This window comes from Leyella stercorea (assembly GCF_019052365.1).
Lineage (GTDB): Bacteria > Bacteroidota > Bacteroidia > Bacteroidales > Bacteroidaceae > Prevotella.
Genome location: NZ_JAHQUY010000015.1, coordinates 32,449 through 47,981 on the forward strand (window position 1 = coordinate 32,449; position 15,533 = coordinate 47,981).

The following is a 15,533-nucleotide window of genomic DNA, read 5'->3' on the forward strand; positions in this document are numbered from 1 at the left end:
CTGAGAATCTTATTTCTTATAGGTGATGTGGTCAATGAGGCGTATCGGGGTCTTGCCACAATAAACCGTGATGCAGCCTACTACATACGCGCTGTCGTCCCAATTAGCTACATCGAGCAATGTGTCGCCGTCGACAATTGAAAAATACTCCACCTCAAGTCCGTCTACGGCGTTGATTGTAGAGACTACATACTCGTGGGTCTCTGCCAGTGTGTGTGTCTTGGCATACTCGCGGCTCGCCTTCAGCGCCTCGTAGATGCGCGGAGCGATGGCGCGCTCGTCGGCTGAGAGAAGCGTGTTGCGCGAACTCTTAGCCAAGCCGTCTTCTTCGCGTATCGTGGTGCATTCTACAATCTGCACATTGAGATTGAGGAAGCGCACCATTGCCTTTACTACGGCAATCTGCTGCCAGTCTTTCTCGCCGAAATAGGCGCGGTCTGGACGTACAATATAGAACAAGCGCGACACTACCTGGCACACGCCGTTGAAATGGCCCGGACGATGCGCACCCTCCATCACCGTTGTGACGGGCGGGAAATCGAACTGGCGCTTATCCTCTACGGGATACATCTCCTCTACTGACGGAGCGAAAACATAATCGGCTCCACAAGCCTCCAACAAAGCGCAGTCTGCATCAAGCGTGCGCGGATAGCGCTCGAGGTCTTTCTTGTCGTTGAACTGGGTCGGATTGAGAAAAACAGAAACTACAGTCGCCCCATTCTCCGCAACACTGCGTTTTACGAGCGACGCATGGCCCTCATGAAGAGCGCCCATTGTGGGCACAAGACCTACTTTCTTTCCTGACTTCCGAACTTCAAACAACTCATTCTGAAGTTCAACTATACTTCTGAACAGTTTCATCTTTATAGTGTTTAATACCTAAAATACATTCGACACGTTTCGAATTTCGATGCAAAATAACAAAATTTTTATCAGACAAGCGCATGTAAATCGGAAAATCTTCAAGCGAAGCAATAAAGTTACATTTATCGAGTGAATAATTCAATATTTTTTTTTAAATTTGCACATAATATGCGGATTGGAGCAATATCCTATTGTGCCAATCATATAATAACAAACTCTAAAGAAACGCACAACCATTAAGAATGGAGAAAATCAGAATTAAGGATATCGCAGAAAGAGCAGGCGTGTCGGTCGGAACAGTAGACCGCGTACTACACAACCGCCCGAATGTGTCGGCACCGGCACGTGAGAAAGTGGAGAAGGCTCTTAAGGAGATGGAATATCAGCCCAATGTCTATGCAAGCGCCCTGGCTTACAACAAGACATACGTGTTCTATGCGCTCATACCGCAGCACGAGTCGGAAGCCTACTGGGAGGAGATAGAACAAGGCGTGAAGAAAGCCATCGAGGTAAGACGCGACTTCAACATTAACGTAAAGATCATGTACTATGAGCGTTTCAACAACCAGTCGTTTGTCGACTGCTACACGCAATGTCTCGAGTCGAACCCGAACGGCATCATCATAGTGCCGCAGGAAATAGACATAACAAGACAATTCACTGATATTCTCCACGAGCGACAGATTCCGTTTGTAATGCTCGACTCATACATGCCCGACCTCAAGCCGCTCTCGTTCTTCGGTCAGGACTCGTTCTGCAGCGGCTATTTCGCAGCCAAGATGCTCATGCTCATCGCAAGCAACGAGAAGGAGATAATGCTCCTGAAACAGATGAAGGACGGAAAGGTGACGAGCAAGCAGCAGGTGAACCGCGAAGTAGGTTTCCGCCATTATATGCACGACCATTTCCCACAGATAAAGATTACGGAGCTGTGTCTGCCGTTCAAAGGCACACGCAACGAATACGATGCCATGCTGAAAGAATTCTTTGAGCAGCATCCAAGCATACACCATTGCATCACACTCAACTCGAAGGCGCACATCGTGGGCGAGTTCCTGCTGCGCAACAACATGCGCGACATACAGATTATGGGCTACGACATGGTGGCAAAGAACGCCGAGTGTCTGCGCCAGGGAAGCATGTCGTTCATCATCGCGCAGCACGGATACCAGCAGGGATACAGCTGCGTCGACACTTTGTTCAAGGCCATCGTGCTGAAGAAGAAGGTGCAGCCGGTGAACTACATGCCTATAGAGCTTCTGACGAAAGAGAACGTCGACTTCTACCGCCGTACACAGCTCTAAACGGCAAAGACACAGTTCCAAGACAAAAAGAAAAGACTAAGTACATTAAAAGGATAGACTAAGTAGAATAAAAATAAACATGAACAATTTAAAAGGAGTTCTTGCGATAAGCCCTCTTTTGGTTTTTATCACATTGTATCTTGTAACATCAATAATAGCCGGCGACTTCTATAAAGTGCCGATAAGCGTAGCGTTCATGATTTCTGGCATATACGCCGTAGCTATAGCAGGCGGCAAGAATCTGCAGAAGAACGTTGCGGTATTCAGCCGCGGAGCCAGTTCGCCGAACATTATGACGATGTTGTGGATATTCGTACTGGCTGGCGCCTTTGCCAACTCGGCAAAGGCGATAGGAGCCGTCGACGCCACAGTGAACACCATGCTCTCGCTGCTGCCAAGCAATATGGTGCTGCCCGGACTCTTCATTGCTACCTGCTTCATCAGTCTGTCGATTGGCACGAGCGTCGGAACAATCGTGGCTCTTGTACCCATCGCCTCCGGACTGGCACAGACCATGCAGCTCGACGTGGCGCTGCTGACGGCTGTAGTTGTAGGCGGAGCGTTCTTCGGCGACAACCTCTCGTTCATCTCCGACACCACCATCGCCGCAACAAGCACGCAGGGCTGCAAGATGAACGACAAGTTCCGCGTCAACTTCTTCATCACGCTGCCGGCTGCCATCATCACACTCGCCTTATACGTATTCTTAGGTCAGGAGATGCAGCCGCTCGTGAATGTACACGGCATCAACTATCTGAAGATACTGCCCTACATAGCCGTTCTCTCTACAGCCATCGCCGGCATGAACGTGATGCTGGTGCTCACCATCGGACTGGCTATCACCGGCGTTATCGGCTTGCTCGACGGAAGTTTCGACGTATTCGAGTGGTTTCACTCTATGGGCGACGGCATCCTCTCTATGGGCGAACTCATCATCATCACAATGCTTGCGGGCGGCGTGTTCGAGATAGTGCAGAAGAAGGGCGGCATCGACTTCATCATCGCCAAGACAACGGCAGGCATCAAAGGCAAACGCGGAGCGGAGGCCGTAATCGGACTCATGGTGGCTATCGTAGACCTTTGCACAGCCAACAACACCGTGGCTATCATCTCCACCGGAAACATCGCACGACGCATCAGCGAACGCTTCGAACTGGACAAGCGCAAGGTGGCAAGTCTGCTCGACACGTGCTCGTGCTGCGCACAAGGCTTCATTCCTTACGGCGCACAGATGCTTATGGCTGCCGGACTGACACAGCTGAACCCCGTCAGAATAATGCCCTATCTGTTCTACCCCATGGCTCTGACGCTGTGCGTAGTTGTGGCTATCGTCTTCCGTCTGCCACGCAGATACTCGTAACAGCCAACACCCCTCAACATCGACTCCCCTCAGGGGGTGCACTTGTCTCAAGTGCACCAACCAAACTCAACACCCCTCAACACCTCAACACCCCACACCATCTCACCATCTCAACATCTCACAATTCTGATATGGATATAATAAAGCGTAACTTTTTCCGTATTCTGCAAAATACGGTGTTTGGAATGAGCGAAGAAATAGAGCCCATGTCCAAATACAAATGGAACGTACTGGCTAAGCTGGCTGAGACGCACGGCTTGGGCGAGTATTTTGCCGACCGCGCCGACATACCTGTCGTGGGCGGACTGCAGAATCTGCCCGACGCTGGCTTCTCGAGAATGCAGAATCTTCTGCTGAACAGCCGACTGAAGAAGATACGCAAGACGGAACCGTTCAGCGAAGACTCGTCGATAGAGACCCTAAACTTCCTGGACATCATCGTACAGACCACACAGACCATCCTTACCAACGGTTTGCACTTCGCAAACATCGTGCGCATCGGCGATTATCTGCGTAAGGACGGCGACAAGATCGATTTTATCAAGCTCGAGAAATGGCTCAGCCGACTGCAACTTGCAAAGATTGCACAGTTGGAGGCAAGCATTCTGATACAGACGCTCGGATTCGAGCTCGACGAGATTCCGTTCATAACCAGCGTCACACCGCAAGCCTACGACATGGCTATCGAAGCCCTCGACGCACCTATCGTGATAAAGCAAGACGAATGGCAGTTCCATAATTCCGGCATCTTCGTGTCGAACAACTCGAAGGCTATGAGAAAGACGTTCCGCAACTACAAGAAGTATTTCTTCTATGCGCCGGTGGAGGTAGCAAGCTGCTGCGTACACAGATTCGAGAACAGCATCTCGACCATTGAGGAATAAAAGAAAAGAAAAGGAAACTAAAAAGCATTAGCCGACCAGCTAAATATAAAAGAAAAGTCACCGTTCGCGTTCGCCGTCCGATCGGTTTGCGTTCGCCGTCCGATCGGTTCGCGTTCGCCGTCCAATCGGTTCGCGTTCGCCGTCCAATCAGACCACGAACGCGAACGATGACTTTATCACGTTTGATAACACTATTAGTTTTACCAAACAGCTATAAATAACTATTGTTATTGTTATTCTTTGTTAGGCAAGTGGAACTCGTACGACTTGTCGAACACCTGACTTACCTTATTTATTTCGAGGAATGTTGTGCCCGTCGGGTTGCCCAATCCGAAGCTACCGCTAAGGTATGCTATCTTATCGTCAGAACCGATATAGCCCTTCTGTCTGAGCATACGCAAAGCAGCTGTGAACATGTATGCAGCCGGCGCGTGTTCCTTCTGATGAACGGGGATAACGCCGAAGCTGAGGTTCAGCCAGCGCTGAGTCTTATCCTTGTAGCAGATGGCAAGAATCGGGTTCGGACCGCGGAATGCAGCCAGGTGGCGCACGGTCTCGCCAGTAAGACTGTCGGTGATGATGCCAGCTACGCCGAGCTTCTTCGTAGCCTCAATAGCTGCATGCGCAAGGAACTCGCGCTGCGAGCAGTTGTCGTTCATCGGCACGTCGTAGTCTCCCAACGCCGAGCGGTCTTTCTCTGCCTGCTCTGCGATGGCAGCCATTGTCTGTACAGCCTCAAGCGGATACTTGCCGCTTGCAGTCTCGCCGCTAAGCATGAGCGCATCGGTATACGAATAGATGGCGTTGGCAATGTCGGTAACCTCGGCACGTGTAGGACGCGGATTCTTGATCATCGTGTGGAGCATCTGGGTAGCTACGATAACCGGCTTCTTCTTCATCACGCACTTGCGGATAATCTGGCGCTGGATGCCAGATATCTGCTCGATAGGCACCTCGATGCCAAGGTCGCCACGCGCAATCATAATGCCGTAAGAAGCGTCGATAATCTCGTCGATGTTGTCCACACCTTCCTGGTTCTCAATCTTAGAGATGATCTTTATGTCGCTGTTGTGCTCGTCGAGTATCTTCTGTATCGCCAAAACGTCATCGGCAGAACGCACGAACGAGTGAGCGATGAAGTCGATGTCTTCCTCGATAGCGAGGAGGATGTTGTCGTGGTCCTTCGGCGTGATGGCAGGCAGAGCGATGTGCTCGCCCGGCACGTTAACGCTCTTGTGCGCACCAAGCACACCGTCGTTCTGCACCTGAGCCACAAGCATCGGTCCGTCGTTCTCTATAACAAGCATGTCGAGTTCGCCGTCGTCGAAGAGCACATGATCACCAACCTTAACGTCCTTGGCAAAGTCGATGTAAGAAACGTTTACGATGTCGTGCGAAGAATCCATACCCGGACGACCGAATATCTTAACGACATCGCCTGTCTTGTACTCTATAGGCTCGGCGCAGCCAGTGGTTCTCACCTCCGGACCCTTTGTGTCGATCATAAGGGCAAGGTGGGGCGAAACTGTTCTTACATTCTTTATAATATTACGTATCCCGTCAGGCGTCGCATGCGCTGTGTTCATTCGCACAACGTTCATTCCGGCAAAGAACAATTTGCGGAGGAACTCGACATCACAACGGCGATCGCTAATAGAAGCAACAATCTTTGTCTGTTTCATCGTATGTATATTTATATGTTTTTCGTATGCAAAGTTACTGATTTTCTTAGAAAAACCACCAATATTTACTACACATAAAATCTTAAATATGTGTAATAGCTAAGGAGTTACCATTGATGTGTTCAGCAAATTCTTAGCTGTATCGTGTATTCTCATGCGATACTTGTCGGCATAACTGATGCTCATTATGCGCTGTGGCTCGGCAATGGTTGGCGTAAGAGCCAAAGCAAGGTGTCCCATAGTGCGGCGCAGATTGAGTTCTACGCACGGATGAAGCATGAAGCCGTCGCCGTCTTCGCGTGCTACAGCCATCATGTCTACACCGAAAGCGCCCTCATACACGCCATTGAAATGAGCTGAAAGAATATTGCAGATACGCGCGCTGACGCTATCCACAAGTGCGAGGTCGGCATATCGCGAAAGCATCTCGCGCTTGTCTGCTTCAGTAGCAAGTATGTTGCCTACGTAAGCACCGCCGCGTGTGGCGAAAAGCGAAATTCCCTTGAAGTCGATTGTGCCATCAGCGTTGCTGAAGAACTCCAGTCCGAAGTCGTACACCTTATTATATAGTGGCTCTACCATGATGCCGCCTTGACGTTTTACGACATTCGCAGCCCATCCTTCGAGATGCGCGTCGGGTGCGACGGTTTCTACATAGCGCACTCCCCTACCACTACTGCTCCAGGGCGACTTGAGTACGCTCTTGCCGTTCTGCGCCATTGTCAGCTTCACCTCCTCCATCGTTGTGCAGTAACGGGCTTCGCCTACGGTCTTTTCCTCGCCTGCTTCACGCAGCAGAGGCAGAAGATGTTCTGCAGCGAAGCGGCGGCTGCTCATCTCACGAATGGCGGCAAGCGTTTCGTCGCTTGGCATGAATGGTTGAAGATTGCTGTTCGCACGCAGCAACTGCTCTTTTATCGTGCGGTCCCAGCCCCACGGATCTACCTGAAAACTCTCCACGTCTTCAAAAGCAAAGGCTTTCAAGTCGGCATAAGTCACGAAAACAACATCTTTGCCAAACTTACTCAGATGGCGACGCGCTTCTATCGCAGCCTCAACATCGTCTACAAGCACCATGTCGCCTTCAGAAGCCCAGAAAACAGGTATGAATCCTAAGTCGGTGCGCAGACGTCGACCCGCATGAGGGGCTGTAAAACGTTCTTGATTGGCAGCAAGAGCTATGTCGTGCTCTGGATTGAATATATGTAACTTCATCTGTTATTATCTTTAATTACTTCGTAAGATTTTCTATTACTTCGTAAGCAAGTGCAAAAATACCACTTTTATTTCACATTCGAGCGGCTACATATCCGCATTATAGCACACAGCAAACGATGCAAATGCAAAAAATAAAAAAAAATGCAGTTTTTGCAATACAGAGTTTGCAAATAAAGAAATTAATATTACCTTTGCATAGCTATAGAAGACTATATAATAAATAGCAAAACATTCAAAGCAACTGAAGCAACTGAAACAACAGACAGAGTAATGGAAGCTTTCTTTAAAACTCATAAATACCTCGTAGAGCATACGGACGCACCAGTCAGACGCAATCTTATGGACGAGATTGACTGGAGCGATCGTCTCATTGGCATTAAGGGCACACGAGGCATCGGAAAGACTACATTCCTCTTGCAGTATGCCAAGGAGAACTTCGACACAAACGACCGCCGCTGCCTCTACGTGAACATGAACAACTTCTACTTTCAGGGACGCGGCATCGCCGATTTTGCTATGGACTTCTATAATCACGGCGGCGAGGTGCTGCTCATCGACCAGGTGTTCAAACAGCAGAACTGGAGCAGCGAGCTTCGCAAGTGCTACGACCAATGTCCTAACCTGAAAATCGTCTTTACCGGCTCAAGCGTGATGCGACTGAAGGAGGAAAACCCCGAACTTTGTGGCATCGTAAAGAGCTATAATCTGCGCGGATTCTCGTTCCGCGAATACCTGAACCTAAAGACCGGCAACAACATACCCGTCCACACACTCGACGACATACTCGCCAATCATGTAGAGATAGCTAACGAAATAGCAAGAAAGGTGGACATTGCCGACAACTTCGACAACTATCTTCATCATGGTTTCTATCCTTTCTTCCTTGAGCACCGCAACTTTGAGGAGAATCTGCTCAAGACGATGAACATGATGACTGAAGTGGACATTCTTCTGATAAAACAAATCGAACTCAAATATCTCACAAAAATAAAGAAGCTTCTCTACCTGCTTGCTGTAGACGGACTGAAAGCGCCGAACATCAGTAACTTGGCTGGAGAGATTGAGACAAGTCGCGCCACGGTGATGAACTACATCAAATACCTATCTGACGCACGCCTGATAAACATAATGTATCATCCTGGCGACGAGTTCCCGAAGAAGCCTTCGAAGGTGATGATGTACAACCCTAATCTCATGTACTGCATCTACCCCATCGTGGCAGACCGTCAGGAAGTGATGGAAACGTTCTTCGTGAATATGCTTTGGAAAGAGCACAGCGTAAACCAGGGCAACCGCGACGCCGCATACATCATCGACAACAAGCAGCACTTCCACGTTACGAGTGCCAACCACATGCGACGCTCACGCAACTCCTCAGAACAACTCTACGCCACCTACGACCTCAACGTCGGTCAGACAGACAAAATTCCGCTCTGGGTGTTCGGACTACTCTATTAAAAGTAAAAGAGTAAAAGAGTAAAAAGGAAAGTATAAAGGCTTAGAAAGGCTTAGAAAGGCTTAAGAAGGCTTAGAAAACAAGGCTTAGAAAGAAAAAGTTTAAAAACCACTATAAGTATTCACTAATTAAAGAATTAGTAAAATGGCTAAAGAAAAAAAATTTATCACTTGTGATGGTAACACAGCTGCCGCTCATGTGAGCTACATGTTCACAGAAGTAGCTGCTATCTATCCTATCACTCCGTCATCTCCGATGGCAGAGCATGTAGATGAATGGGCTGCCAAGGGTCGTAAGAACCTCTTCGGTCAGCGAGTTTCTATCCAGGAAATGGAGTCAGAGGCTGGTGCAGCAGGCGCTCTCCACGGCTCACTCCAGGCTGGTGCCCTCACTTCAACATACACTGCTTCGCAGGGTCTGTTGCTGATGATTCCTAACATGTATAAAGTTGCAGGCGAGTTGCTGCCGTGCGTGTTCAACGTTTCTGCACGTACACTGGCTTCACACTCTCTCTGTATCTTCGGCGACCACCAGGACGTTATGGCTTGCCGTCAGACAGGCTTCGCAATGTTCTGCTCTGGTTCAGTGCAGGAAGTTATGGACCTCTCTGCAGTTCCTCACCTTGCTACACTTGAGACATCAGTACCGTTCATCAACTTCTTCGACGGTTTCCGTACATCACACGAGTACCACAAGATCGAAGAGATGGATATGGAAGACATCCGTCCGTTGGTAAATCCTGACTACATCAAGCGCTTCCGCGACCGTGCACTCACACCTGAGCGCCCTGTTACACGCGGTACAGCAGAGAACCCGGAGACATTCTTCACACACCGTGAGGCTTGCAACGAGTACTACAACCGCATCCCTGAGGTAGTAGAGAAGTACTGCCAGGAGATGACAAAGATCACAGGTCGCGAGTATCACCTCTTCAACTACTACGGAGCTGAGGACGCAGAGAACGTAATCATCCTCATGGGTTCTGCTACAGAGCCTGCACGCGAGGCTATCGACTACCTGAACAAGCAGGGCAAGAAGGTAGGTATGGTTGCTGTTCACCTCTACCGTCCGTTCGCAGTAGACTACCTGAAGAAGGCTCTTCCTGCAACTGTTAAGCGCATCGCCGTGCTCGACCGTACAAAGGAGCCAGGCGCAGAGGGCGAACCGCTGTACCTCGACGTTAAGTCGGCTCTCTACGACGACGAGCGCAAGCCGCTTATCGTTGGTGGCCGTTACGGTCTCGGTTCTTCAGACACAACACCGGCTAAGATCGTTGCTGTATTCAAGAACCTCGAGCTCCCGCAGCCTAAGAACCACTTCACAGTGGGCATCGTTGACGACGTTACATTCACTTCACTTCCTGAGGAAGAGGAGATTCCGATGGGCGGCGACGACTTGTTCGAGGCTAAGTTCTATGGACTCGGTGCTGATGGTACTGTAGGTGCTAACAAGAACTCTGTACAGATCATCGGTAACAACACCAACAAGTACTGCCAGGCTTACTTCTCTTACGACTCTAAGAAGTCAGGCGGTTTCACTTGCTCACACTTGCGTTTCGGCGACAGCCCAATCCACAGCGCATACCAGGTAAATACTCCTAACTTCGTGGCTTGCCACGTACAGGCTTACCTGAACATGTACGACGTGACACGCGGTCTGCGCAAGAACGGTTACTTCCTCTTGAACACAATCTTCGACGGCGAGGAACTCGTTAACTTCATCCCGAACAAGGTAAAGCGCATCTTCGCTCAGAACAACATCACAGTTTACTATATCAACGCAACAAAGATTGCTCAGGAGATTGGTCTCGGCAACCGTACCAACACCATCCTCCAGTCTGCATTCTTCCGCATCACAGAGGTTATTCCTTTGGATCTCGCAGTAGAGCAGATGAAGGCATTCATCGTTAAGTCTTACTCTAAGAAGGGTCAGGACGTTGTAGACAAGAACTTCGCAGCTGTCGACCGCGGCGGTGAGTACAAGCAGCTCACTGTTGATCCGGCATGGGCTAACCTCGCTGACGAGGAGGCTAAGGCAGACAACGCTCCGGCATTCGTTAAGGAGCTCGTTCGTCCTATCAACGGCCAGGCAGGCGACCTCTTGAAGGTTTCTGACTTCATTAAGCACGACACCGTTGACGGTACATGGCAGAACGGCACCGCAGCTTTCGAGAAGCGTGGTGTTGAGGCATTCGTTCCGGTATGGAACGTAGAGAACTGTATCCAGTGTAACAAGTGTTCGTTCGTATGTCCTCACGCAGCTATCCGTCCGTTCGTTCTTACCGACGAGGAGCTTGCAGGCATCGAGGGTCTTGAGACACAGGAGATCAAGGCTCCGGCAGCTCTCAAGGGTATGCACTTCCGCATTGAGACTTCTGTACTCGACTGTCTTGGCTGCGGCAACTGTGCCGACGTTTGCCCGGGCAAGAAGAACAAGGAGACCGGCGAGCTTGAGAAGGCTCTCAAGATGGTTCCGTTCAACGTTGACGCAGAGGATATGCAGAAGGAAGTACAGAACTGGGAGTACCTCGTTCACAACGTAGCTTCTAAGCAGGATCTCGTAGACATCAAGCAGAGCCCGAAGAACTCTCAGTTCGCTCAGCCTCTGTTCGAGTTCTCAGGCGCTTGCTCTGGTTGCGGTGAGACTCCGTACGTTAAGCTCATCTCTCAGCTCTTCGGCGACCGTCAGATGATTGCTAACGCTACTGGCTGTTCTTCTATCTACTCTGCTTCTATCCCGTCTACACCTTACACAACCAACGCTAAGGGTCAGGGTCCGGCATTCGACAACTCACTGTTCGAGGACTTCTGCGAGTTCGGTCTTGGTATGGTACTCGGTAACAAGAAGATGAAGGAGCGCATCTGCCACCTCCTCGAGGAGGCTAAGGCTGACGAGCACGTTCCTGCAGAGTTCGTAGCTGCTGCTGACAAGTGGATGGCTAACATGAACGACTCTGAGGGTTCTAAGGCTGCTGCTGCAGAGCTTAAGCCGCTCATCGCTGCTGGTGCAGAGAAGGGTTGCCCGGTTTGCGCAGAGCTCAAGACTCTCGACCACTACCTCGTAAAGCGCAGCCAGTGGATTATCGGTGGCGACGGTGCTTCTTACGATATCGGTTACGGCGGTCTCGACCACGTATTGGCTTCTGGTGAGGACGTTAACATCCTCGTACTCGATACTGAGGTTTATTCTAACACCGGCGGTCAGTCGTCTAAGTCTACTCCGCTCGGCGCTATCGCCCAGTTCGCAGCTCAGGGCAAGCGTATCCGCAAGAAGGACCTCGGCCTCATGCAGACAACATACGGCTACATCTACGTAGCTCAGATCGCTATGGGTGCAGACAACGCTCAGACATTGAAGGCTATCCGTGAGGCAGAGGCTTATCCAGGCCCGTCACTCATCATCGCATACGCTCCGTGTATCAACCACGGTCTGAAGCGTAAGGGCGGTATGGGTCGCTCACAGAACGAGGAAAAGCTCGCTGTTGATTGCGGTTACTGGCACCTCTGGCGCTTCAACCCGCTGTTGGCTGACGAGGGCAAGAACCCGTTCACACTCGACTCTAAGGCTCCGAAGTGGGAGAACTTCCGCGACTTCCTCCTTGGTGAGGTTCGCTACCTCTCTGTTCAGAAGGCATTCCCGAAGGAGGCTGACGAACTCTTCAGCCAGGCAGAGAAGATGGCTAAGCTCCGCTACCAGACCTACGTTCGCAAGAGCCAGGAGAATTGGAGCGAGCAGATCTAATCGAACTTAATCATAGGAGGAGACGGATAGCACGCCTACCCTATCCTCCTAAGATATAGATATCACAAGGAACGACAGCAATGATGTTTCGGCATTATTGCTGTCGTTTTTTTTGTATTGTCCCCAATTTCCACTAACTTTGCAATACTGATATATATTTTGGAAGAAACCTAACGAAATCTACGGTCTGCACTTCCAATGACACTATCCCTACGACGAGAATGAAAGGGGAAAAGAAACAAATCCTAACGTTACAAATTCTACTAAAATAAAACAAAAGTAACAATACAATGAATCTGAAACTATTGACAGGAGCTATTGTCTCATCGGCATTCCTCCTGCCCGGCTCCGCATCGGGACAGACTGCGGACTTCAACATCGTGCCCCAACCGCTGCAGGTAGACATAACTAACGACGCGCCTTTCATCCTCAACGGCAAGACATCGATTGTGGTTGCAAGCAAAAGCAACGACATGAAGCGCAACGCCACCTTGCTCGCCTCATACATCGAGCAGACCACCGGCGTACGCCCAGTTGTAGGAAAGAGCAGCAAGAACGCTGCCACCATCGTGCTCACAATCGACAAGTCGATAGACAACGCCGAGGGCTACAAGCTCGACATCGACGCCAAGAGCGTACGCATCGCCGGCGCAACGGCAGCGGGAGTGTTCTACGGCATACAGACCCTGCGCAAGTCGCTGCCCGTTGTAAGCGGTAAGGCGTCGCAGGTGACCATCCCGTGCGCTCACATCGTCGACGCTCCGCGCTTCTCTTATCGCGGAACCCACCTCGACGTGTCGCGCCACTTCGTAAGCACCGACGAGATACGCCAGTTCATCGACATGCTCGCCCTGCACAACATCAACCGCTTCCACTGGCACCTCACCGACGACCAGGGATGGCGCATCGAAATAAAGAAGTATCCGCTGCTCACCGAGATTGGTTCGAAGCGCACACAAACCGTCATCGGCCACAACACGGGCAAGTATGACGGCAAGCCTTACGGAGGCTTCTACACACAGAAGGAGATTCGCGACATCGTGAAGTATGCTGCCGACCGCTACATCACGATTGTGCCCGAAATCGACCTGCCGGGACACATGCAGGCTGCCCTTGCGGCTTATCCCGAACTGGGCTGCACCGGCGGTCCGTACAAGGTTTGGGAGATGTGGGGCGTGTCTGACAACGTGCTCTGCGCCGGCAACGACAAGACAATGAAATTCGTCGACGACGTGCTGAAAGAGGTTGTGGCTCTCTTCCCGTCGAAGTACATACATGTAGGCGGCGACGAGTGTCCGAAGACCCAGTGGCAGAAGTGTCCGAAGTGTCAGGAGCGCATCAAGGAACTGCATCTTGAGGCGAAGGACGGCCACACAGCCGAGGAGCGTCTGCAGAGCTACGTCATCACACACGCCTCAAACTACCTCAAGTCGCTCGGCCGCAACACCATCGGTTGGGACGAGATTCTTGAGGGCGGACTCGCTGAGGGCGCTACCGTTATGTCGTGGCGCGGAGAGGCTGGCGGCATCGCGGCTGCAAAGCAGCATCACGACGTGGTGATGACACCGAACAGCTACCTCTACTTCGACTACTACCAGTCGCTCGACAAGGCTAACGAGCCGGAGGCTATCGGCGGCTACCTGCCGCTGGAGCGCGTCTACTCTTACGAACCGATGCCGAAGGAGCTTACAGCCGACGAGGCACGCCACATCATCGGCGTGCAGGCGAATATCTGGACCGAGTACATGCCTACATTCAAGCAGATGCAGTACATGGCTCTGCCGCGTATGGCGGCGCTGAGCGAGGTGCAGTGGAGCCAGCCCGAGCTGAAGAACTACGCCGACTTCACAAGCCGCCTCGTCGACTTCACCCATCTCTACGACCACTTGGGCTACAACTACGCCAAGCATCTCTTCAACGTAGACATACACGTTGACGCCGACACGAAGTGGCACGAGATTGTAGTACACCTCACCACAACCGGCGACGCAGAGATACGCTACACGCTCGACGGCACGGAGCCGACAGCCGACAGCCAGCTCTACACCGGAGCCATCGTTCTGCAGAAGTCAGCCAACATCTGCGCGGCTGCCTTCCGCGACGGCAAACGAAGCAGCGTGAGCCGTCAGGAGATAAACTTCAACAAGGCAACGGCTTGCCCCGTCACACTACTGCAGCCCACTCACAAGAGCTACACCTACAACGGTGCGGCTGCGCTGACCGACGGACTGCTTGGCGACACGGGCTTCGGCACCGGACGCTGGCTCGGCTTCTGCGAGAACGACCTTGAGGCTGTTATCGACATGCAGAAACCTTCTGTAATCTCGCACGTAGAGTTCAACACCTGCGTGGATAAAGGCTCATGGATCTTCGACGCACGCGACATCGAGGTGAGCGTTTCGCAGGACGGCAAGACGTTCAAGCAGGTGGCTGCAAAGCAGTTGCCGGCATTGGGCGAGAACGCAGCCGACAAGGTTTACACTCACAAGCTCGACTTCCAGCCTACAAAGGCTCGCTACGTAAAGGTGAAGGCTGCATCGGAGCGCAGCATACCCGAATGGCATAGCGGAAAGGGAAAGCCGGCGTTCCTCTTTGTTGACGAAATAAGCATTATGTAATTGACTTATTAGAATATAATAATCAATTAGAATATTATTATCAATTAGAATGTGCCAAGACTCGTTAGGTTAGCAATAATCTTAGGGTCTTGGCACATTTTTATTTGCCCTAAGATGGGTATTATTCAGCCAAAAGTCATCGTTCTCCGTACGCCGTCCGATCGGACACCGAACGCAATCCGACCGGACTTCGTACGCCACCCAATCGGACGGCGTACGGAGAACGATGACTTTTGGCTGAATATTTATGATTGCTGTCCGATAAAACCAATAAGATTCATCCTACATTTGGAGTGATAATAATGTATCTTTATTATTGCTGTCCGCTAAAACTCCAAAGAGAATAAAAACCCTGCCCGAAGTCCTTTAAAACTGGACTTCGGGTCTGTTTTTCCCAAAAGTAAGC

Annotated in this window: 9 protein-coding genes; 6 read left to right on the forward strand and 3 right to left on the reverse strand. The window is 50.9% G+C overall.

Annotated elements, in window-relative coordinates:
• Positions 1-9: 9 nt before the first annotated feature.
• Complete coding sequence (gene panC / locus KTQ90_RS04620; protein ID WP_217317366.1) at positions 10-861, reverse strand: pantoate--beta-alanine ligase; 852 nt, start codon at positions 859-861, stop codon at positions 10-12.
• 245 nt (positions 862-1,106) lie between these two features.
• On the opposite strand from panC, the gene KTQ90_RS04625 reads away from it, so the two are divergent.
• The 3 genes from KTQ90_RS04625 (at position 1,107) to KTQ90_RS04635 (ending at position 4,412) form a co-directional block, all read left to right on the forward strand.
• On the forward strand, positions 1,107-2,168 hold the full coding sequence (locus KTQ90_RS04625; RefSeq protein ID WP_217317367.1) for a LacI family DNA-binding transcriptional regulator: 1,062 nt from the start codon (positions 1,107-1,109) through the stop codon (positions 2,166-2,168).
• Between the two features lie 79 nt (positions 2,169-2,247).
• The gene (locus tag KTQ90_RS04630) at positions 2,248-3,528 is read left to right on the forward strand and encodes a Na+/H+ antiporter NhaC family protein (protein ID WP_217317368.1); all 1,281 of its coding nucleotides are present in this window, start codon (positions 2,248-2,250) and stop codon (positions 3,526-3,528) included.
• Positions 3,529-3,713: 185 nt separating this feature from the next.
• The gene (locus KTQ90_RS04635; protein WP_022157952.1) at positions 3,714-4,412 is read left to right on the forward strand and encodes a hypothetical protein; all 699 of its coding nucleotides are present in this window, start codon (positions 3,714-3,716) and stop codon (positions 4,410-4,412) included.
• A 233-nt stretch (positions 4,413-4,645) separates the two neighbouring features.
• Here the strand turns inward: KTQ90_RS04635 and pyk are convergent, their stop codons facing one another.
• Positions 4,646-6,094: a pyruvate kinase gene (gene pyk, locus KTQ90_RS04640; protein ID WP_217317369.1), complete on the reverse strand. Its 1,449-nt coding sequence runs from the start codon at positions 6,092-6,094 to the stop codon at positions 4,646-4,648.
• A 99-nt stretch (positions 6,095-6,193) separates the two neighbouring features.
• Positions 6,194-7,309 (reverse strand): hypothetical protein, encoded by a 1,116-nt coding sequence (locus tag KTQ90_RS04645; RefSeq protein ID WP_217317370.1) that lies wholly within the window; start codon positions 7,307-7,309, stop codon positions 6,194-6,196.
• Positions 7,310-7,582: 273 nt separating this feature from the next.
• On the opposite strand from KTQ90_RS04645, the gene KTQ90_RS04650 reads away from it, so the two are divergent.
• From KTQ90_RS04650 to KTQ90_RS04660, 3 genes are all read left to right on the forward strand, one after another.
• The gene (locus KTQ90_RS04650) at positions 7,583-8,770 is read left to right on the forward strand and encodes an ATP-binding protein (RefSeq protein WP_217317371.1); all 1,188 of its coding nucleotides are present in this window, start codon (positions 7,583-7,585) and stop codon (positions 8,768-8,770) included.
• Positions 8,771-8,912: 142 nt separating this feature from the next.
• Complete coding sequence (gene nifJ / locus KTQ90_RS04655; protein WP_217317372.1) at positions 8,913-12,509, forward strand: pyruvate:ferredoxin (flavodoxin) oxidoreductase; 3,597 nt, start codon at positions 8,913-8,915, stop codon at positions 12,507-12,509.
• A gap of 290 nt (positions 12,510-12,799) precedes the next feature.
• Positions 12,800-15,127, forward strand: coding sequence for a glycoside hydrolase family 20 protein (locus tag KTQ90_RS04660; RefSeq protein WP_217317373.1), 2,328 nt, complete (start codon positions 12,800-12,802; stop codon positions 15,125-15,127).
• Positions 15,128-15,533: the final 406 nt, after the last annotated feature.

Excerpts from the sequence above, each read along its gene's own strand:
- panC (WP_217317366.1), bottom strand. The coding sequence starts at position 861 with ATGAAACTGTTCAGAAGTATAGTTGAACTTCAGAATGAGTTGTTTGAA.
- KTQ90_RS04625 (WP_217317367.1), top strand. The coding sequence starts at position 1,107 with ATGGAGAAAATCAGAATTAAGGATATCGCAGAAAGAGCAGGCGTGTCG.
- KTQ90_RS04630 (WP_217317368.1), top strand. The coding sequence starts at position 2,248 with ATGAACAATTTAAAAGGAGTTCTTGCGATAAGCCCTCTTTTGGTTTTT.
- KTQ90_RS04635 (WP_022157952.1), top strand. The coding sequence starts at position 3,714 with ATGAGCGAAGAAATAGAGCCCATGTCCAAATACAAATGGAACGTACTG.
- pyk (WP_217317369.1), bottom strand. The coding sequence starts at position 6,094 with ATGAAACAGACAAAGATTGTTGCTTCTATTAGCGATCGCCGTTGTGAT.
- KTQ90_RS04645 (WP_217317370.1), bottom strand. The coding sequence starts at position 7,309 with ATGAAGTTACATATATTCAATCCAGAGCACGACATAGCTCTTGCTGCC.
- KTQ90_RS04650 (WP_217317371.1), top strand. The coding sequence starts at position 7,583 with ATGGAAGCTTTCTTTAAAACTCATAAATACCTCGTAGAGCATACGGAC.
- nifJ (WP_217317372.1), top strand. The coding sequence starts at position 8,913 with ATGGCTAAAGAAAAAAAATTTATCACTTGTGATGGTAACACAGCTGCC.
- KTQ90_RS04660 (WP_217317373.1), top strand. The coding sequence starts at position 12,800 with ATGAATCTGAAACTATTGACAGGAGCTATTGTCTCATCGGCATTCCTC.